Here is an 18159-nt window from a genome sequence, read left to right as displayed (position 1 = left end):
TGGGGGATGGACTCAGAGCGTCAGCAGCATTCGAGTATTGCCGAGAGTGTTCGGCTTCACATAGCTGAGATCGAGGAATTCGGCCACACCGGTGTCGTAAGAGCGGCACATCTCGGCGTACACCTCGGCGGTGACCGGCGTGCCGTCGATCTCGACGAACCCGTGCCTGCCGAAGAACTCCACCTCGAAGGTCAGCACGAACAGCCGCTCCAACTCCAGCTCGCGTGCCACTTCGATCAGCCGCCGCACGATGAGTTTGCCCACACCGCTGCCTTTGACATCGGGGTGCACCGCGACCGTGCGCACTTCCCCGAGATCGGCCCACAGCACGTGCAGCGCGCCGCAGCCGACCACGCGGCCGTCGAGTTCGGCGACCCAGAACTCCTGCACCGCCTCGTAGAGAGTGACCAGGTTCTTCTCCAGCAGGATCCGGCCCGCGTAGACGTCGACGAGGCGCTTGATCTCGGGCACATCGGAGGTTCGCGCGCGTCGGACGACCGGGAGGGAGCTGTGCGCGGCCGAAGCCGCGCCCGGATACGCGTCGCTTGTCGAACCACCTAGTGGTCCCCGAGAGGTCATGGGGTGCACAGTAGTCGGCCCGGCTACCGATAGTCTGAACGTGTGCCGCAGATCCACTCGTTCAGCTCACCGCACCGCGCCGCCCGGCGCGGCGGTCCGGCGAGGCGGCCGTGAGCGAGCCGATCGCCGGTGAGGCGACGGCATGAGCGTGCAACCCGACGAGACGGACCGCCCCTGGAGCGCGCCCGCCCCGCTGCGCCCCGGCTTCGCCCCCGCGCAGGCCGAAAGCGGTCCGCCGCTGCTGAACATCGCGAACGTGCTCACCATGCTGCGCATCGCGATCGTGCCGCTGTTCGTCGTGGCGCTGTTCGCCGGAGACGGTCACCAGACCGGGTGGCGGATCGCCGCCGCGGCCCTGTTCGGCCTCGCCGCGATCACGGATCGGTTCGACGGGCAACTTGCTCGCAAATATGGTTTGGTGACCGACTTCGGCAAACTGGCCGACCCCATCGCGGACAAGGCGCTGATCGGGTCGGCGGTGATCGGCCTGTCCGTGCTCGGTGATCTGGCCTGGTGGATCACTTTGGTGATCTGCGGCCGGGAGATCGGCGTCACGCTGCTGCGCCTGGTCGTCGTGCGGCGCGGGGTGATCCCGGCCGGGCGCGGCGGCAAGCTCAAGACGCTGGTCCAATCGCTGGCCATCGCGATGCTGCTGCTGCCGCTGTCGGGCTGGGCCGCCGGGATCGGCATGCCGCTGATGTACCTGGCGGTCGCGCTGACCGTGGCCACCGGGCTGGACTACGTCGGTCAGGCGGCCCGGGTGTGGTTCGCGGGCGGCTCGGGGCGGAACCGCGGCGTATGAGCGATCCGCTGCTCGCCGACGTGCCCGCCATCGAACTCGTTCGCGCTCTGGTGACGGTGCGGCAAACGGTGGCCACCGCGGAATCGCTGACCGCGGGCCTGCTCGCCGCGACCATCGCCGGGGTGCCGGGCGCCAGCGCCGTGCTGCGCGGCGGGCTGGTGGTGTACGCCACCGACCTCAAGCAGAGCCTCGCGGGCGTCGACGCCGAGGTCCTCGCAGCCGAGGGCCCGGTCGCGGCGAGCACCGCCGAACAGCTGGCCGTCGGCGCCCGCACGCGCTGCGGCGCGGACTGGGGTGTGGGGCTGACCGGCGTGGCCGGCCCCGATTCGCAGGACGGGCACCCGGTGGGCACGGTTTTCCTCGGACTGGCCGGTCCGGGGCATACCGAGGTGGTGCGGTTGAAACTCCCCGGCGACCGGTGGACGATCAGAATCGGTGCGACGCGCACGGCGGTGGCGGAACTGCTGCGGTGTGTGCGGGAGGCGGGCACGGACCCGGCCGACCGCGACGGGCGGAGCGGCTGAGATGTCCCGGCGGGAACCATCCGCCCCGGCTCCGACGTTGTGCCAGAAAGAACGGCATGCGTGGGGTCGAAAATCGCGTCGGCCCGGCGACCGGGAGCGAAGGAGAACGAGATGACGCTGCTGCGAGAGGCGATCGGGGACAGTTTGCGGCGTGCGCGTCTCGCCCAGAACCGGACCTTGCGCGAGGTGTCGACGTCGGCGCGGGTGAGCCTCGGCTATCTCTCCGAAGTCGAGCGGGGCCGCAAGGAGGCCTCCAGCGAATTGCTGGCCGCCATCTGCGAAGCGCTGGACGTGCCGCTGTCGCGGGTGCTGTGGGATGTGAGCACGATCATGGCGGGCGTCGACGGAGCGACCGCCGGTGCGGACGAGGCCGCGACGGCCGCTGCCGAGCCGGAGCGCACCGCGGCCGAGCCCGCCGCGCAGGCCGAGCCGGAGGCCGCGCCCGCGTCGGCCGCCATGTCGGTGGCCGAGCCCGCCGCGCGGCCGCTGCCGCTGGCGGAGGACACCCGGATCGTCATCCCCGCTCCGCGATCGGACATGTTGGTCCTGGTGAAGGGTGCGTGACGGGCGGCGAGAGGCGGCAGCGGCGGCAACGCTGCGGACCGGCGCGGAAAGCGGATAGATTCTCCGTTAGGCGTCGGTTGGGCCGGGTTCGCCCGGCCCGGGTGCCACATGGTGGAGGATAGGCACATATCGAGTGCGTGACGGTCGCGCACTGGAGTCGCGCCCGAGCGCGGCATGTCAGATGGAGGCGGGATCAATCGATGGCTAATCCGTTCGTCAAGGCCTGGAAATACCTGATGGCCCTCTTCGATTCCAAGATCGAGGAGCACGCGGATCCGAAGGTCCAGATTCAGCAGGCTATCGAGGAAGCCCAGCGGCAGCACCAGGCCCTTTCGCAGCAGGCCGCGTCGGTCATCGGCAACCAGCGTCAGCTGGAGATGAAGCTGAACCGGCAGCTGGACGAGGTCGAGAAGCTCAACGCCAACGCGCGCCAGGCCGTCCTGCTGGCCGATCAGGCCACCGCGGCGGGTGACACCGAGAAGGCGATCCAGTACACCAACGCCGCCGAGGCGTTCGCCGCGCAACTGGTCACCGCCGAGCAGTCGGTCGAGGACCTGAAGGTCCTGCACGACCAGTCGCTGCAGGCGGCCGCCCAGGCGAAGAAGGCCGTGGAGCAGAACGCGATGCTGCTGCAGCAGAAGGTCGCCGAGCGCACCAAGCTGCTCAGCCAGCTGGAGCAGGCGAAGATGCAGGAGCAGGTCTCCGCCTCGCTGCAGCAGATGGACTCCACGCTGTCGGCCCCGGGCAGCACGCCGAGCCTGGACGCGGTGCGCGAAAAGATCGAGCGCCGCTACGCCAACGCGCTCGGCGCCGCGGAACTGGCGCAGAACTCGGTGCAGGGCCGCATGCTCGAGGTGCAGCAGGCCAGCATCCAGATGGCCGGGCACAGCAAGCTGGAGCAGATCCGCGCGTCCATGCGCGGTGACCAGCTGCCCGCCGGTGGCGCCCAGCCCGCCATCAACCCGGCACAGGCGGCGCAGCCGCAGATGAACAAGGGACAGGCCGCGCAGCAGTAGCCGCGACCGGGTGTTCGGCGAACACGTGTCGGTGGGGGCTGGTTCACTGGGGGACAAGGCGTGGGGACCCGACCGGCCGGCCGTCGGCCGAGTCGGGTCTCGGTCTGTCCGATGGGTGCGACCGGTGGGAGAGAAGGTATGAGCGGCAGTGCATTTCGCGAGCGGCGCCTCGAGACGCGGCGCCTGCGCGGGACGGCGATGATCCGGGCACAGGCCGCGCTCGCGCCACAGCCGGGCAGCCTGCCGGACAGTCTGCGCGAAGCCGGTGAGCACGCGCTCGTCGCGGTGCGCCGCTGGGCCGATCCACGGGAGCGGGAGTTGCGCCGCCGCCGCAGGGCCCGCCGCCGCAGCTTCCAGCTGGGCACGGTGTCCGGCCTCACCACAGTGGGAACCGTTGGCCTGGTTGCCCTTTCGGCGCCGGTGTGGGCCGTGGTCATGGTCGGCGGCGGCGCGGTGGCGCTGGTGACCGGTGCGGCGCTGAGCACTCGCCGCTATCTGCGACTGCGCGGAGCGCCGCTGCCGCAGGCGGCCTTCATTCCGCGCAAGCTCCCCCCGTTGTGGTCGAAGGCCAGGCCGACGATCGCGCGTCTGGTGCGCGCGGAGAAGGCGTTGCACGGTATGGGCGCCCAGATCGCCCGTTCGCATCGGCTGCCTCCGGACGAACTGGCCGACATGCTCGAAACGGCTGCTTCGGGGGCCGCGGCGCTGCACGCGCTGGCCGCCGACATCACGGCGATGGAACAGGGGCTCGGCGCCATCGGAAGCGCGGATTCCCCCGCGGCGGTGGCGCTCACCGAGAACCTGCGGCTGATCCTGGCCAGGCTCGATGCGGGCGTCGCGGAGTACGAGCAGGTGGTTGCCGCGGCGGGCCGGATTCTCGCGGTCCCGGAGCACACCGTGGTGCGGCACAACTTCGACACCATCGTGGCGGACCTGCGCCACGCCTCCGACCGGCTGGACGGCTGGGCGCAGGCCCTCATCGAGGTGGCCGACAAATCGGTGTCCGCGTCGCAACGGCCACCGATCTGATCGGGTCCGGTCAGCTCGGCCGGTCCCGGCGGCGCAATTCCTCGGCCCTGGCGCGAAACGCCGCGCCGACGAGTTCGCGGCTCTCGGCCATGAGATCGAGAACCTCCCACGACGCCTTGCGTGCGGCCGATCCGACGATGCCCGCGATCGCGGAGCCGTGCCGCCGGGCCGCGGCCGCGAGTTCTTGTGCCAGCTCGTTCGTCTGTTCCATCGAGATCCCGCCGTCAGACGAGATTCAGTGCATGACTGTGTGCTGATTGGGGTGTCTGCGTCATTCGATCATCCCTTCCCTGTTGTCGCGCAGCGCCGTTTGGCGTTCGAGATCAGAGTACATCCGTGCACTGAACTTGCCTCGGTCGCGACCGCGTTGCTGGATCGGGTGGACACCTGAGCACATGTGTCCCGCCGCGGGCCAAGGCGCGGCGCACAGGCGGCCGGTAGGCTGCAGCGATGCGGTTTCTCTCGGCTCGCGAACGCGACGGTGGGGTGATCGGAATGACGAGCAGCCTGGATCGCTGGCTGGTCGGTCGCAGCGCGCGCGTGCGCGCGACGCCGGCGGACCGGGTGCTGAAGGCTCTGAGTACCGCCGCCGACAAGAGTCGATTGTGGATCGGGCTGGGAGCGGTGCTGTTCGTCGCCGGGGATCGCTCGACCCGCCGCGGTGCGGTGCGCGGGCTGCTCGCTCTGAGCATCGCCAGCGGCGTGGCCAACGGGGTGGCCAAGCCGCTGTTCCCGCGCCGCCGTCCGCCGGACGAATCCGTTCCATTCGTGCGCAGGCTGGTCGCTCCGCCGGTCTCCTCGTCGTTTCCCTCGGGGCACGCGGCCTCCGCCGCGGCCTTCGCGACGGGCATGGCGCTGGAATCGCCCCGTGCGGCCGTCGCGGTCGCCCCGGTGGCCGCCGCGGTGGGATATTCGCGGGTGCACATCGGTGTGCACTGGCCCTCCGATGTGGTCGCGGGCGCGCTGTTCGGCGGCGCGATCGCGCTGGCCACCCGGCGGTGGTGGGCGGTGCGCGACGAGGTTCCCGCTGTCCTCGGCCCGGTCGCGCATATAGAACCGCTGCCGCAAGGCGCAGGATTGCTGCTGATCGGCAATCCGCACGCCGGATCGGGCGACGGCGACGATACGCTCGCCGCCCTTCGCACGCGGTTGCCCGCCGCCGACGTGCTCGAACTCGGCGGCGGCGATGATGTCGGGGAGCGGGTCGACGAACTGCTGCGGCGCGACGGCATCCGTGCTCTCGGCGTCGTCGGCGGGGACGGCACGGTGTCGGCCGTCGCCGAGTACGCGGTGCGGCACCGGTTGCCGCTGGCGGTCTTCGCCGGTGGCACGCTGAACCACTTCGCCAGGGACGCCGGAGTGGCGGAGGTCGATGTGACCGTCGCCGGGCTGGAAGCGGGCGAAGCGGTGGCCGTCGACGTGGCGCAGGTTCGCTTCGACGGCGCCGAGCCACGGACCTTCGTCAACACCGCCAGTCTCGGTGGCTATCCCGATTTCGTTCGCGTCCGCGAGCGCTGGGAACGCCGGATCGGCAAATGGCCCGCGGCGGGAATCGCCATGGTGCGCGTGCTCTTCCGGGCCCAGCCCCTGCACGTCATCGTCGATGGCACGCGCACCGCGCTGTGGATGCTGTTCGTCGGCAACGGCGCCTACCACCCGGCCGACCAGATCCCGATGTCGCGTCCGGAGTTGCACGGCGGCACGCTCGATGTCCGCTACCTGCGTGCCGACGTCCCGTTCTCGCGGTTGCGGCTGGTCTTCGCGACGTTCACCGGCACGCTGGAGTATTCGCCCACCTATCGGCACCGCAGGGTCTCCCGCGTGGAGGTGCGGGTCACCGGCGAGCCGGTGTCGCTGGCCACCGACGGCGAGGTGGACCATCGTGGCACGGACTTCCGGTTCACCAGCGGCCCGTCGGCGCTGACGCTGATCAGGAGCGGCCGCGCGCAGGCCCGTCCAGAGCGCGCCGGATCCTGATAGCTAGCAGATAGCTGTTTTATCCTCCTGCTGCGGCGTGTCGTCGAATTGCCAGGCGAGTCCGGTTTGATCGGCCGAAGTACGGGTAGTTGCCACCCTGTAGCTGATCACCTCCGGCCTCGTCTGGGGCCGGGCACATGCACTACTGGCAGGAGCACGTCATGCTCGATGTTTCCCATCGTCGATCGCTGCTCGACCAGGACACGCAGCGGCTGGACGTCAGCCGGTATCTGACGTATGACAGCGCCGAGGACCCGGTGCGGCTGTCGCGCAGAGCGCAGCGCGTGGCCGCGGCCCCCGACGCCACCGATCGACCCATCAGCGATTGAACTCTTTTCCCAGCACGGGCGGTGGCCAGCCGCGGTCTGTCGGGCTGCGCATCGCACGGACGAACTGCGGAGGAACCCATGACTGAAATGCTGGAAACGCTCATCGGCAGCTCGGTGTACGGCCCCGAAGGCGAGAAGATCGGCAAGGTCAAACGGGTCTACGTCGACAACAATTCCGGATCACCCACCTGGATCGCGGTATCCACCGGCCTGTTCAGCGCCGACGCGTTGGTCCCGCTGGCCGGCGCCGAACACCGCCCCGAGTCGGCGGTGTTGCAGGTGCGAGTCGGCAAGGACGCGGTCAAGGCCTCGCCGCAGCTCGACCACAACGGCCAGATCAGCCCGCAGGCCGAGCAGGAACTGTTCGACCACTACCAGATCGATCCGGATCAGTCCGCCTGGGACGTCTACGGCAGGCAGCCGGTGCCGCAGCCGCCGCGCGCCCGCCCCGCGATGACCCGTCCGCCGCAGCGGCGGACCGGTGATCCGGAAGACGTCGTGACGGCGCGCAGGCGCAACCACGCGGGTCCGGACGAGGAGACCTTGCCGATGCCGCCGACCGGCGACCGGTCGCGCGTGGGCCGGGAACCGACGGTCGATCCCTACGCGATCGACACGGCCGATCTGGGTATGCGGGAACCGGATGGCATGCCGCAGGACGATCCGCTGGCCGGAGAGCTGCCGGACGCCGAGCGTCAAGGCTGAGCGGCACGTTGCCGATGCTGGTGCGCGCGTCCGCCGACGCGCGCACCAGCGTCTGTGTTCCGGACGGGGAACGACCGGTCGGCGCCGAAACCCCGATCGCCGCGTGCCCAGCCGGGCCGCGGAGTAAGGGTGAACCCTGATTTCAACCCCGAAATGCCTTCTCACCTGGTGATTCCCGCTGATCCGAGTGTCATGCTCGAAGCGGAAACCGACTCATGGAGGCATCGAAATGTTGTGGAAGATCATCGGCATCGTCGCGGTCGTCTGGATCGCGCTGGCCGTCATCGGCGCGCTGATCAAAGGCCTGTTCCCGATCCTGGTCATCAGCGCCATCGTGTTCGGGCTGTACCTGCTGTACAAGGCGGTGTCGGGGTCGGACAACTCGACGGTGAGCAAGCTGTAGCGGCGGACGCCGCGACGCGGGAGTGATCGGCCCGCCCGAGGGTGTGGCAGGCTAGGCGGATGCGAGTAGCCGTCGTCGCAGGGCCCGATCCCGGTCACGCATTCCCCGCTATCGCGTTGTGCTCCCAATTCCTGGCGGCCGGTGACGAGCCGGTCCTGTTCACCGGTCCGCGGTGGTTCGACGCGGCACTCGCCGCCGGAATCGGGGTGCGCAGACTCAAAGGCCTTGCGCCGCGACCGGTGGACGACGACGCCGACGCCGGGCAGCGCATCCACGAGCGGGCCGCGCACATCTCCACCGAGATCCTGCCCGAACTCAGCGCCATGCTACCCGAACTGGTGATCTCCGACGTGCTGACCGCGGGCGGCGGCATGGCCGCCGAGCGGCTCGGCGTTCCGTGGGTGGAACTGTCCCCGCACCCGCTGTACCTGCCGTCGAAGGGGTTGCCGCCCATCGGGAGTGGGCTCGCGCCAGGTGTGGGCCTGCGCGGACGGGTGCGCGACGGCGTGCTGCGCGGCCTGACCGCGCGTGCTCTGCGCAACGGGCGTCGCCAGCGCGGGCGGGCGCGCGAGAGCGTCGGTCTCCCGGCCGACGATCCCGGCCCCGCCGCTCGCCTGATCGCCACCCTGCCCGCGCTCGAGGTACCGCGCCCGGACTGGCCGGAGAACGCCCACGTGATCGGCCCGCTGCTGTGGGAGCCGACCGACGCGATCCTCGATCTCCCGCCCGGGGACGCACCGCTGGTCATGGTCGCCCCATCGACCGCGCACACCGGTGTGGCGGGCATGGTCGAGACCGTCCTGGAGGCGCTGGAGGGAACCGGTGTCCGCGTGGCCATTTCGATGCTGGACACGCCGCCCGCCGATCTGCCGCCGTGGGCCACGGCGGGGCTGGGGCGGCAGGACGAACTGCTGACCCACGCGTCCGTCGTCGTCGGCGGCGGCGGTCACGGACTGCTGGCCAAGACGTTGTCCGCCGGGGTGCCGATCGTCACCGTTCCCGGCGGCGGCGACCAGTGGGAGTTGGCCAATCGCGTGGCGCGGCAAGGCAGTTCGATTGTCGTCCGGCCGCTGTCGCCCGAGGCCGTTCGCGCCGCGGTCGGTGCGATCCTCGCCGATCCCCGCTACACCCGAGCGGCGCAGGAGGCCGCCGCCACCCCCGATTTCCCGGATCCGGTCGCCCTGTGCCACCAGGTCCGCCAAGCCGTTCACTCGTGACCGGAGCGGGTGCCGGTGTGCCCCTGACCAGCGAACGCCTGCGACCGGAGTAAGTTCGGGACGGTGCGGTTGACCGAGTTTCAGGAACTGTTGCACACCGAGTTCGGTGTGGCCCGCGGCGACGCCCTGCTGGCCGACCACGTGATTCCCGCGCTGGGCGGGCGCACGGGCGCCGAAGCCATCGAGGCCGGGACCGATCCCCGCGACGTCTGGCGCGCCCTGTGCGCCGAGTTCGACGTGCCGAGGACGCGCTGGTGAGCGCCCCCGGGCAGGTGGAGCGCGACGAGCCGCTGTACCGATTCGACGAGCGGCAGCGAATGATCCCGCACGACCCGGAGCGTTTGGCCGTCCGGGTGGCGCAGGCGCGTCCCGACGACTTCGCGGGCTACCGGCAGACCGGCATCGAGCTGATGCTGCTCGGCCGCTACGACGAGGCGCTCGATCACCTCGATCGCGCGCTCGAACTGGTGGACACCGAACGGCGCCGGATCACCGTGTGGATCAACTTGGGCGACGTCTACCGCTACCGTGGCGACGCGGGCACCGCGGAGCGCTTGTACCGCCGCGCCGTGGAACACGCGCGGGTGGCCGCGCCGGAGGTGCTCTCGTTCGCCGTGCAGCACCTGGGCAAGGCGCTCGCCGAGCGCGGCCACCTGCCCGAGGCGCGCGAACTGCTGGCCGAGGCGATGCGGCTGCGCATCGCCGAGGGCGATCCGGAGGAGATCGAATCCACCCGCGCGGCGCTGGACACGCTCGACGAGCTGCCGATCCCGTTGCCACCCACCGTCGCGGCGCTGCTCGGCGCGGCGCCGAGCTGGTCGGACCGGCACGAGGGCATGAGCGGTGAGGTCGTGCGCGTCGACGGCGTCTACTGGCTCGAGCGCGGGCCCAAGGCGGTCGCCGAGTATCAGCGGCTCACCTGGCTGCGCGACCACGGGATACCCGTGCCGGAGGTCGCGGCGTTCGAGGACGACGTGCTGGTGCTCGCGGACGCGGGCGCACCGAGCTGGTCTGCGGACACGGGCGCGGCGTCGGTCGGCACGGCGCTCGGCAGACTGCTGCGGCGGTTGCACGACATTCCGGTCGCCGAGTGCCCGTTCGACGAGAGCCTGGACGTCGTGCTGGCGCGGGCGCGCCGCAACGTGGTCGAGGGACTCGTGGACGCGGACGATTTCGACGACGACAACACCGCAGCCACCCCGGCGGAGATCCTCGCGCGGCTGCTGGCGCAGCGGCCGGATCGAGAGGACCTGGTGGTGGCGCACGGCGATTTCACTCCGCCGAACGTGCTGACGAACGGGGTCCTGCTCGATGTCTCCGGCCTCGGTGTGGCCGACCGCTACCGCGATCTGGCGCTTGCCGCGCGCGATCTGCGCGCCGATCACGGTGAAGCGGAGGTGGCGGCCTTCTTCGCGGCCTACGGGCTGGCCGAGCCGGACGAGAGTCGCTTGACGTATTACCGGCTGCTGGACGAATTGTTCTGAAGGCTCAGGCTTTTCGCGCGTAGTGCCGCGCCGCTTTGGTGCGGTTGCCGCAGGTGGCCATGGAGTGCCAGCGGCGGGTGCCGTTCTTCGAGGTGTCGTAGAAGAACAGCACGCATTCCGGATGCGCGCATTGCCGGATCCGGTCCGGTGCGGTGCCCAACAGCTCCAGCAGGTTGTCGGCGGCCAGCCAGCCGGGCAGCCAGGCCGGCTCCGGGACGTCCACCAGGTCGGCGGGACCGGTCGCGGTGAGCGTGCGACGTACCCGGCCGTGGTCGAGCACGTCGTTGAGCCCGGCCGGGGAGGCGTGCACGACCGCGTCGTAGATGGCGGCGCGAGCGGCCACCACCGCGTGCAAAGTGGCCTCGTCGGCGGTCGCGCGATCGGTCAGTCCCGCCGAGGCCAGCCAGGTGCGCAGGCCGGTGACATCGGTGAGCAGGTCCTGTGGTCCGTGCTCGATCCATCTGGTGTTCAGCAGATCGAGCGCCAGGGGTTCACCGAGGTGGGGGCGTGGATCGGGCATGCCCGAGGGTACCGAGCGCGCGTTGTCGGCCACGGCCACCACCTCCTTTCTAACCGGTAAAACTATTTGAATGGTTGACACTGGCGTCCGGATTTGGGTAGGTTCTAACCAGTGAAACCACATAAGGTGGTTTAATCTTCCTAGGAGGAACCCATGACCTCGGTCGCCGCGCCTCAGCTCAGCACCGGTCACATCGGCCTGAACGTCTCCGATCTGGATCGCTCCGTGGACTTCTATCGCCGGGCGTTCGGTTTCGACCAGATCGCCGCGAGCGCCGACGAGCGGCGCCGCTGGGCCTTCCTCGGCCGCGACGGCAAGCTGGTCGTCACGCTGTGGGAGCAGAGCGACGGCGCGTTCTCCACCGAAACGCCGGGGCTGCATCATCTTTCGTTCCAGGTCGGCAGCATCGACGAGGTGCGCGCGGTGGAACGGGTGCTGCGGGAGCTCTCGGTCGCCTTCGCCCACGACGGCGTGGTGGCGCACGGCGAGGGCGTCGCGTCGGGCGGGATCTTCTTCACCGATCCCGACGGCATCCGGCTCGAGGTGTACGCGCCCAGCGGCGCCGAATCCGCCCCCGCGCCCAGCGGCGCCGCACCGACCTGCGGTTTCTTCTGACCCGGCCGGGTAGCGAAGGGAGCATCGTGATGGGGGCGTTCCATCGCGGGGAGATCGCCGTGCAACGCCGGATGGGGCAGGGCGACATCGCCGACCGGGTCGGCCGCATGATCCGTTCCGATATTCCCGCGGTCGCCGCCGGTTTCCTGGCCGACCAGCGGATGGTGGTGCTCGCCGCCGCCGACGCGGCGGGCCGGATGTGGGCGAGCGAGCTGGTCGGGCAGCCGGGATTCGTCCGGGCGGTGGACGAGCGGACCATTTCGATCGGCACCCGTCCGGCCGCCGCCGATCCGCTGCACGAAGCGCTGACCCGGCGCTCCCGCGTCGGCATGATTGCCCTGCAACCGCAGCGGCGCAGGCGGATGCGAGTCAACGGAAGATCGGCGCCGGACGGCGCGGGCTTGCGCATTGTCACCGATCAGGTGTACTCGAACTGCCCCAAGTACATCTCCCGGCGGGACGTCGAGAGCTACACACCCGGTGCCGCCGCGCCCAAGGTGCGTCACGGCGCCGCACTGGATGCCGATCAGCGGGCCGCGATCGCCTCGGCCGACACGTTCTTCGTCGCGACCGCGGACGAGGAGGGCAACGCCGACGCCTCGCACCGCGGTGGGAATCCCGGCTTCCTGCAGGTGCTCTCGCCCACCCGGCTGCGCTGGCCGGACTATCGGGGCAATTCGATGTTCATGACGCTCGGCAACATCGCGGTCGATCCCCGCTGCGGAATCCTGATCCCGGATTGGTCCACGGGCGCCATGTTGCAGCTCACCGGCACCGCCGAATTGATCTGGGCGCCCGAAACATTCACCGCGGGCGCGCAGTGCTCGATCGATTTCGCCATCGAAGAGGTGGTCGAGCGATCAGGGGGAGCGTTGCGATGGGGTCCTGCCGAGCTTTCTCCCGTGAATCCGTGAAACTTCGAGAAAGGTAGCTGTCATGCGACCTCCCCTGCCCCCGTTCGACGCGGAATCCGCCAAGGCCAAAGTGCGGGCTGCCGAAAACGCGTGGAACACCCGCGATCCGGAACTGGTCGCCGCCGCCTACACCGAGGATTCGGTGTGGCGCAATCGCGACGAGTTCTTCACCGGCCGCGACGCCATCGTCGAATTCCTCACCAGGAAGTGGTCGATCGAGAACGGCTACGCGTTGCGCAAGGATCTGTGGGCCTTCGACGGCAACCGCATCGCGGTGCGGTTCCAGTACGAATGGCACGACGAATCCGGACAGTGGTTCCGCAGTTACGGCAACGAGCAGTGGGAGTTCGCGCCGGACGGGTTGATGTCCCGGCGCGAGGCCAGCATCAACGATGTCCGGATCGAGGAATCCGAGCGGCGCATCTTCGGGCCGAGGGATCCGGGTGACGAGTCCGTGCTGCCGCAGCGTTAGAACTGCCGGCTCGGTGCGAAACGGCGACGCCCGGCCGGGGCGCCGCCGTTCGCGGGGGAGTGGGGTCAGGCGGCGACGGTCTGGCGCTCGGCGTCGGCCCCGGCGTTCGCGCGCTGGCGGTGGAACAACGCGAACGCGATCAGTCCGAATCCGATGCCCACCGCGGCCGCGACGCCGAACGCCGCGTCGAGCCCGGAGACGAAGTGCGGCGCCGTCATCGGCTGCGCGGCGTCGGCCACCCCGCGGAAGACGGTGCCGAGCACCGCGACGCCGAGCGCGAGGCCCAGTTGCCGCGCGGTGTTCACCGCACCCGCGGCGGTGCCCGCCTGCTGCGGGGCGACCGCGGCCATGCCGACCGAGACCAGGGCGGGCGCGTTGACGCCGATGCCGATGCCGATCACCACGAATCCCGGCACCAGGGCGACCCAGGACGACCCCGCCCCGACGAGCATCAGCAGCCAGCTGCCCACGCCGACCACCACCAACCCCGCGCCGATGGTCCACTTCGGCGCGACGTCGTGCAGCAGCCGTCCGAACGCGCCCGCCACCACGAACGCGGTCGCGGCCATCGGCAGCATCGCCAGACCCGCGTGCAGCGGCGACATGCGCAGTTGCTGCTGCAGCCACAGCGAGATCAGAGGACTGCTCGCGAACGCGGCGAACGTCTGACCGGACGCGCCGAACAGGGTCGCGCCGAAATCGCGATTGCGCAGCAGTGCCAAGGGGAACATCGGCGCGGCACCGCGTGCCTCGACCCGACCGAAGATCGCCGCCGCGGCGGCGCCCAGCGCGAACGCGGTCAGCGCGGCCGCGTCCGTCCAGCCGTGCTCGCCGCCGCGGATGACGCCGTAGGTGACCGCCGTCGCCGCGGTCGCGAAGGCCAGCATGCCGGGCACGTCCACCGCTCGGCCCGCCCGCCGCCGAGCGGGCGGGAACACGACGGCGGTGAGAACGATCGCCAGCACGGCGATGGGCAGGTTGACGAAGAAGATCCAGCGCCACGACAGCGCCTCGGTGAGCACGCCGCCGAGGACCACGCCGATGCCAGCCGCCGCGCCGGACACCGCGCCCCAGACGCCGAAGGCGACGCCGCGGTCGCGGCCGGTGTAGGTGGCGTGCAGCAGCGACAGCGTGGTGGCGAACATGGCCGCGCCGCCGACGCCTTGCAGCGCGCGCGCCGCGACGAGGCCGGCCGCGCTCTGGGCGACGCCGCAGCCGAGCGAGGCGACCGCGAAGACGACCAGTCCGGCCAGGTAGGCGCGCTTCGCGCCGACCCGGTCGGCGAGCGAGCCGAGCACCAGCAGCAATGCGGCCAGCGCCAGGGCGTAGCCGTCCACCACCCACTGCAAGCCGGACAAACCGGTGTCCAGATCGGCGGCGATGTCCGGCAGGGCGACGTTCACGATGGTGACGTCGATGAGCAGCATCAGCGTGCCCAGGCACGCGGCGAACAAGGGGAGCCATTTCCTCACGGGAGCCTCCACGGCGGATTCGAACGATTTCGACGCCAAGCGTGCGGCAATCGACCGGAACCCCCTATCCGCAGCCACATCAGCGTTAGATTCCTCTAGTGGATGACGACAGCTCGAGCGAATCCTCCGAACTCGATGTGCTGGACAAACAGATCGTGCACGCGCTGGTGCACGACGCCCGGATTCCGTTCGCCCGGCTCGGCGGCGTTCTCGGGGTCTCCGAGCAGACGGTGGCGCGGCGGTACCGCGCCCTGCGACAGCGCGGCATCCTGCACGTGGCCGGGCAGGTGAACGCGGTGCCGCTGGGCCACGCGCGCTGGGTGCTGCGCCTGAAATCCACACCGGACAAAGCGCTGCGGCTGGCCGAATCGCTGGCCCGTTTCCCGGATCTGAGCTGGGTGACTCTGCTGTCCACCGGGTCCGAGGTCACCTGCGTCGGCAGGCCGCGCTCGATCCAGCGGCGCGACGCGCTGCTGTTGCAGATCCTGCCCCGCGCCCCGCAAGTGCTGGAACTGGCCGCGCACGAGGTCATCCATCGTTTCCCGCTGGACGAGGAGTGGCCGCGCTATCGGCACCTGCTCACCGCCGCTCAGTTGGACGAACTCGGCCCGGCCCGGCCGAGGTGCTCAGGTGTGGGACCGAACGCGTCGGTGGACCTCTCGGCGGCCGACGAGGCGATGCTCACGCTGCTCGGCCGGGACGGGCGCGCTCCATACGCCCAGCTCGCGGCCGCGACCGGGTGGACGGCGCCGCGGGTCGCGCGGCGCATGGCCGAACTGACCGCGGCGGGCGTGCTGTATTTCGACGTCGATTTCGCGATCGAGCGGATGGGTTACGGCGTGCGCGGCGCGCTGTGGCTGCGCGTGCGGCCCGCCGACCTGGACGCGGTGGGGCGCGCGATGGCCACGCACCCGGAGATCGTCTTCGCCGCCGCCACCACCGGGTCGTCCAACCTGTTCGCTTCGATCATCTGCCGCGACACCGCGGACCTCTACCGGTATGTGACCGAGCGGCTCGGCGCGCTGGCGGGGATCACCGACGTGGAGGTGACGCCTTCCCTGCGTGTGCTCAAACAGGCGCAGACGCTGCTGGACACCGACCGGATCGCGCTCGTGCGCTGATCGCCCGGAGTTCGCCGGGAGCGGCGCGGCGCGTGCGGGGCGCGTCGCTTGACTCGAACACCTGTTCGTCTAGGCTGGTCGCCGGAACTTGTCGGTGCCGCGCTCTACTGTAGGCGCCAACCACAGAAAGACTTACCCGTCGAAAAGGGGATCAGGACATGGCACCACAGGCGTACGACCGGGACAAGGCGCTCGAGCTCGCGCTGGCCCAGGTGGAGAAGAGCTTCGGCAAGGGCGCCGTCATGCGCCTCGGCGAGGAGGCGCGCCAGCCCATCTCGGTGATCCCCACCGGCTCGATCGCGCTCGACGTCGCGCTCGGCATCGGCGGCCTGCCGCGCGGCCGCGTCGTCGAGATCTACGGCCCGGAATCCTCGGGTAAGACCACCGTGGCGCTGCACGCGGTGGCCAACGCGCAAGCCGCGGGCGGGGTGGCGGCGTTCATCGACGCCGAGCACGCGCTCGATCCGGACTACGCCCGCAAGCTGGGCGTCGACACCGACGCGCTGCTCGTCTCCCAGCCCGATACGGGTGAGCAGGCGCTGGAGATCGCCGACATGCTGGTGCGCTCCGGCGCCATCGACATCATCGTCATCGACTCGGTGGCCGCGCTGGTGCCGCGCGCCGAGATCGAGGGCGAGATGGGCGACAGCCACGTCGGCCTGCAGGCCCGCCTGATGAGCCAGGCGCTGCGCAAGATGACCAGCGCGTTGAACAATTCCGGCACCACCGCCATCTTCATCAACCAGTTGCGCGAGAAGATCGGCGTGATGTTCGGCTCGCCGGAGACCACCACCGGCGGCAAGGCGCTGAAGTTCTACGCCTCGGTGCGCTTGGACGTGCGTCGTATCGAGACGCTCAAGGACGGCAGCGACGCGGTGGGCAACCGCACCCGCGTGAAGGTCGTGAAGAACAAGGTCTCCCCGCCGTTCAAGCAGGCCGAGTTCGACATCCTCTACGGTCACGGCATCTCCAAGGAAGGCTCGCTCATCGACATGGGCGTCGAGCAGGGCTTCATCCGCAAGTCCGGCTCCTGGTACACCTACGAGGGCGATCAGCTCGGTCAGGGCAAGGAGAACGCCCGCAAGTTCCTGCTGGAGAACGTCGACGTCCGCGACGAGATCGAGAAGAAGATCAAGGAGAAGCTCGGCATCGGCGCCGACGTGACGGCCGATGCGGCCGCGGAGGTGCCCGCCGATTTCTGAGCCGACGCACAGCCGTCGCTCGCCCGGAACGGCTCCGTCCGGCTCCGGGCGGGCCCGAGCCGACGCGGTGCAGGAGATGCGGCGCCGGCTGGAAGAACTCCTGTCCGCCTCCGGTTCGCCGGACGGCGCCCGGTCCCGCGGGCAGGATCACGAACTCGTCCGGAGGGCCGAAGGTGATTCGGCCGCGCCGGACACCATGGGAACCCGGCCGGGCGCATCCGATCCGCAGCGGGTGCGCTCGGCTGGGTCCCGTCGTAGTCACCGGGGAGCGCGGACCGGCTCGGCATCGGCCGGCTCCGAAGGAGGATCGGCGGCTCCGGGAGCGGCCGGAGCCGAAGGCGGAACGGTCGAGCAGGCGAAGGAGGCGTGTCTGCGTCTGCTGGCCGTTCGCGCTCGCAGCCGTGCCGAGCTGGCGCAGCGTCTGGCCGCCAAGGGGTACTCGGCCGAAGTGAGCGAGCGGGCGCTCGATCGCCTCGGCGAAGTGGGGCTCGTCGACGACGCCGCCTTCGCCGAGCAATGGGTGCATTCTCGCCACACCTTCTCCGGTAAAGGCAAACAGGCGCTCGCGCAGGAACTCCGGCGCAAGGGCGTCGCGCAGTCGGATGCCGCGGCCGCTCTCGAAGCCATCACCGGCGACGACGAGGAGGCCCGCGCCGCCGAGCTGGTCCGCCGCAAATTGCGCTCGCTGCCGCGAGACCTGGACCAGGACAAGACGATCCGCCGCCTCGTCGGCATGCTCGCCCGGCGGGGTTACGGCCAGTCCACGGCCTACCGGGTGGTCAAAACCGAATTGGCAGCTCGGGGAGTCGAGGGCGACCTCGACGAGTCCATCGATTGAACTCGATGGCGCACGTGGCTTCCGGTGATGCAGAGCCGGGGCCGGTCGGTCCGGCGATGTCGTATACCGGCTGCCGTCCAACCGCACGAACTCGTGCGTGTTCGTCGCCGGCACCGGGGTCGGCGCCTCGCGACGGCGGCTGAAGCCATGCGCGGTCGTCGTCGGCGATCGCCGAATCGATCCGGCCCGGTCGGGCCGAGCCGTATCCCGCTCACAACTGCGCTCCACGCCGGTCGGCTGTGCGGGATACGGAGGGCCGGTGCGCGGCTTCACCTGTGCCGGGTGCGGCCACCGCACTGGGGAGATCCCGGGTCTAGCGGAATCTCGGACGGCTACGACGTTTTCGATCGGTTTGCTGATTGTCGCTGCTCGGACA

Annotated in this window: 22 protein-coding genes; 18 read left to right on the top strand and 4 right to left on the bottom strand. The window is 70.3% G+C overall.

Annotated elements, in window-relative coordinates:
- Positions 1–12 precede the first annotated feature (12 nt).
- Positions 13–579 (bottom strand): amino-acid N-acetyltransferase, encoded by a 567-nt coding sequence (locus ACWDMM_RS09785; RefSeq protein ID WP_195078833.1) that lies wholly within the window; start codon positions 577–579, stop codon positions 13–15.
- Positions 580–721: 142 nt separating this feature from the next.
- Between ACWDMM_RS09785 and pgsA the strand changes: the two genes are divergently transcribed.
- From pgsA to pspM, 5 genes are all read left to right on the top strand, one after another.
- Complete coding sequence (pgsA, locus tag ACWDMM_RS09780; RefSeq protein WP_195078834.1) at positions 722–1381, top strand: CDP-diacylglycerol--glycerol-3-phosphate 3-phosphatidyltransferase; 660 nt, start codon at positions 722–724, stop codon at positions 1379–1381.
- Complete coding sequence (locus tag ACWDMM_RS09775) at positions 1378–1905, top strand: CinA family protein (protein ID WP_195078835.1); 528 nt, start codon at positions 1378–1380, stop codon at positions 1903–1905. Before pgsA ends, ACWDMM_RS09775 begins: the two co-directional genes overlap by 4 nt.
- A 111-nt stretch (positions 1906–2016) precedes the next feature.
- On the top strand, positions 2017–2469 hold the full coding sequence (locus tag ACWDMM_RS09770) for a helix-turn-helix domain-containing protein (RefSeq protein WP_195078836.1): 453 nt from the start codon (positions 2017–2019) through the stop codon (positions 2467–2469).
- A gap of 200 nt (positions 2470–2669) precedes the next feature.
- Complete coding sequence (pspA, locus tag ACWDMM_RS09765; RefSeq protein WP_195078837.1) at positions 2670–3485, top strand: phage shock protein PspA; 816 nt, start codon at positions 2670–2672, stop codon at positions 3483–3485.
- Between the two features lie 138 nt (positions 3486–3623).
- A complete protein-coding gene (gene pspM, locus ACWDMM_RS09760; protein WP_323124733.1) occupies positions 3624–4514 on the top strand; it encodes a phage shock envelope stress response protein PspM in 891 nt (296 codons plus the stop codon).
- A 10-nt stretch (positions 4515–4524) separates the two neighbouring features.
- Here the strand turns inward: pspM and ACWDMM_RS09755 are convergent, their stop codons facing one another.
- Positions 4525–4725 (bottom strand): hypothetical protein, encoded by a 201-nt coding sequence (locus ACWDMM_RS09755; protein ID WP_067809022.1) that lies wholly within the window; start codon positions 4723–4725, stop codon positions 4525–4527.
- A gap of 284 nt (positions 4726–5009) precedes the next feature.
- On the opposite strand from ACWDMM_RS09755, the gene ACWDMM_RS09750 reads away from it, so the two are divergent.
- From ACWDMM_RS09750 to ACWDMM_RS09720, 7 genes are all read left to right on the top strand, one after another.
- Entirely contained in the window at positions 5010–6491 is a 1482-nt protein-coding gene (locus ACWDMM_RS09750) for a bifunctional phosphatase PAP2/diacylglycerol kinase family protein (RefSeq protein ID WP_357108116.1), read from the top strand.
- A gap of 161 nt (positions 6492–6652) precedes the next feature.
- Positions 6653–6820, top strand: a complete 168-nt coding sequence (locus ACWDMM_RS09745) for a hypothetical protein (protein ID WP_357108113.1) — start codon at positions 6653–6655, stop codon at positions 6818–6820.
- A 78-nt stretch (positions 6821–6898) separates the two neighbouring features.
- Positions 6899–7525 (top strand): PRC-barrel domain-containing protein, encoded by a 627-nt coding sequence (locus ACWDMM_RS09740; RefSeq protein WP_357108110.1) that lies wholly within the window; start codon positions 6899–6901, stop codon positions 7523–7525.
- Positions 7526–7754: 229 nt separating this feature from the next.
- Complete coding sequence (locus ACWDMM_RS09735) at positions 7755–7928, top strand: hypothetical protein (RefSeq protein WP_039799283.1); 174 nt, start codon at positions 7755–7757, stop codon at positions 7926–7928.
- A 59-nt stretch (positions 7929–7987) separates the two neighbouring features.
- Positions 7988–9145: a glycosyltransferase gene (locus ACWDMM_RS09730; RefSeq protein WP_195078841.1), complete on the top strand. Its 1158-nt coding sequence runs from the start codon at positions 7988–7990 to the stop codon at positions 9143–9145.
- 63 nt (positions 9146–9208) lie between these two features.
- Positions 9209–9403: a DUF3046 domain-containing protein gene (locus tag ACWDMM_RS09725; RefSeq protein WP_195078842.1), complete on the top strand. Its 195-nt coding sequence runs from the start codon at positions 9209–9211 to the stop codon at positions 9401–9403.
- Entirely contained in the window at positions 9400–10629 is a 1230-nt protein-coding gene (locus ACWDMM_RS09720; protein ID WP_357108106.1) for a phosphotransferase, read from the top strand. The genes ACWDMM_RS09725 and ACWDMM_RS09720 overlap by 4 nt, the downstream gene beginning before the upstream one ends.
- A 4-nt stretch (positions 10630–10633) precedes the next feature.
- On the opposite strand, the gene ACWDMM_RS09715 is transcribed toward ACWDMM_RS09720, so the two are convergent.
- Positions 10634–11149 carry a CGNR zinc finger domain-containing protein gene (locus ACWDMM_RS09715; protein WP_195078960.1) on the bottom strand — a complete coding sequence of 172 codons (516 nt, stop codon included), beginning with the start codon at positions 11147–11149 and terminating at the stop codon, positions 10634–10636.
- A 153-nt stretch (positions 11150–11302) separates the two neighbouring features.
- Between ACWDMM_RS09715 and ACWDMM_RS09710 the strand changes: the two genes are divergently transcribed.
- The 3 genes from ACWDMM_RS09710 to ACWDMM_RS09700 are packed head-to-tail and all read left to right on the top strand — an operon-like array spanning position 11303 to position 13150.
- Positions 11303–11764: a VOC family protein gene (locus ACWDMM_RS09710; RefSeq protein ID WP_195078843.1), complete on the top strand. Its 462-nt coding sequence runs from the start codon at positions 11303–11305 to the stop codon at positions 11762–11764.
- A gap of 29 nt (positions 11765–11793) precedes the next feature.
- A complete protein-coding gene (locus ACWDMM_RS09705) occupies positions 11794–12678 on the top strand; it encodes a pyridoxamine 5'-phosphate oxidase family protein (RefSeq protein WP_195078844.1) in 885 nt (294 codons plus the stop codon).
- Positions 12679–12700: 22 nt separating this feature from the next.
- Positions 12701–13150 (top strand): nuclear transport factor 2 family protein, encoded by a 450-nt coding sequence (locus tag ACWDMM_RS09700; RefSeq protein ID WP_195078845.1) that lies wholly within the window; start codon positions 12701–12703, stop codon positions 13148–13150.
- A 65-nt stretch (positions 13151–13215) separates the two neighbouring features.
- Here ACWDMM_RS09700 and ACWDMM_RS09695 read toward each other — a convergent pair whose 3' ends face one another.
- Entirely contained in the window at positions 13216–14622 is a 1407-nt protein-coding gene (locus ACWDMM_RS09695) for an MFS transporter (RefSeq protein WP_449936882.1), read from the bottom strand.
- Between the two features lie 98 nt (positions 14623–14720).
- Here ACWDMM_RS09695 and ACWDMM_RS09690 point away from each other — a divergent pair, with 98 nt between their 5' ends.
- From ACWDMM_RS09690 to recX, 3 genes are all read left to right on the top strand, one after another.
- Positions 14721–15743, top strand: coding sequence for an Lrp/AsnC family transcriptional regulator (locus ACWDMM_RS09690; protein WP_323124737.1), 1023 nt, complete (start codon positions 14721–14723; stop codon positions 15741–15743).
- A gap of 158 nt (positions 15744–15901) precedes the next feature.
- Positions 15902–16945 (top strand): recombinase RecA, encoded by a 1044-nt coding sequence (recA, locus tag ACWDMM_RS09685; protein WP_043728224.1) that lies wholly within the window; start codon positions 15902–15904, stop codon positions 16943–16945.
- A 196-nt stretch (positions 16946–17141) separates the two neighbouring features.
- Positions 17142–17783 carry a recombination regulator RecX gene (recX, locus tag ACWDMM_RS09680; RefSeq protein WP_397069160.1) on the top strand — a complete coding sequence of 214 codons (642 nt, stop codon included), beginning with the start codon at positions 17142–17144 and terminating at the stop codon, positions 17781–17783.
- Positions 17784–18159: the final 376 nt, after the last annotated feature.

It is taken from the genome of Nocardia sp. NPDC003726 (assembly GCF_053586955.1).
This window is presented reverse-complemented; position numbering and strand designations above follow the sequence as displayed.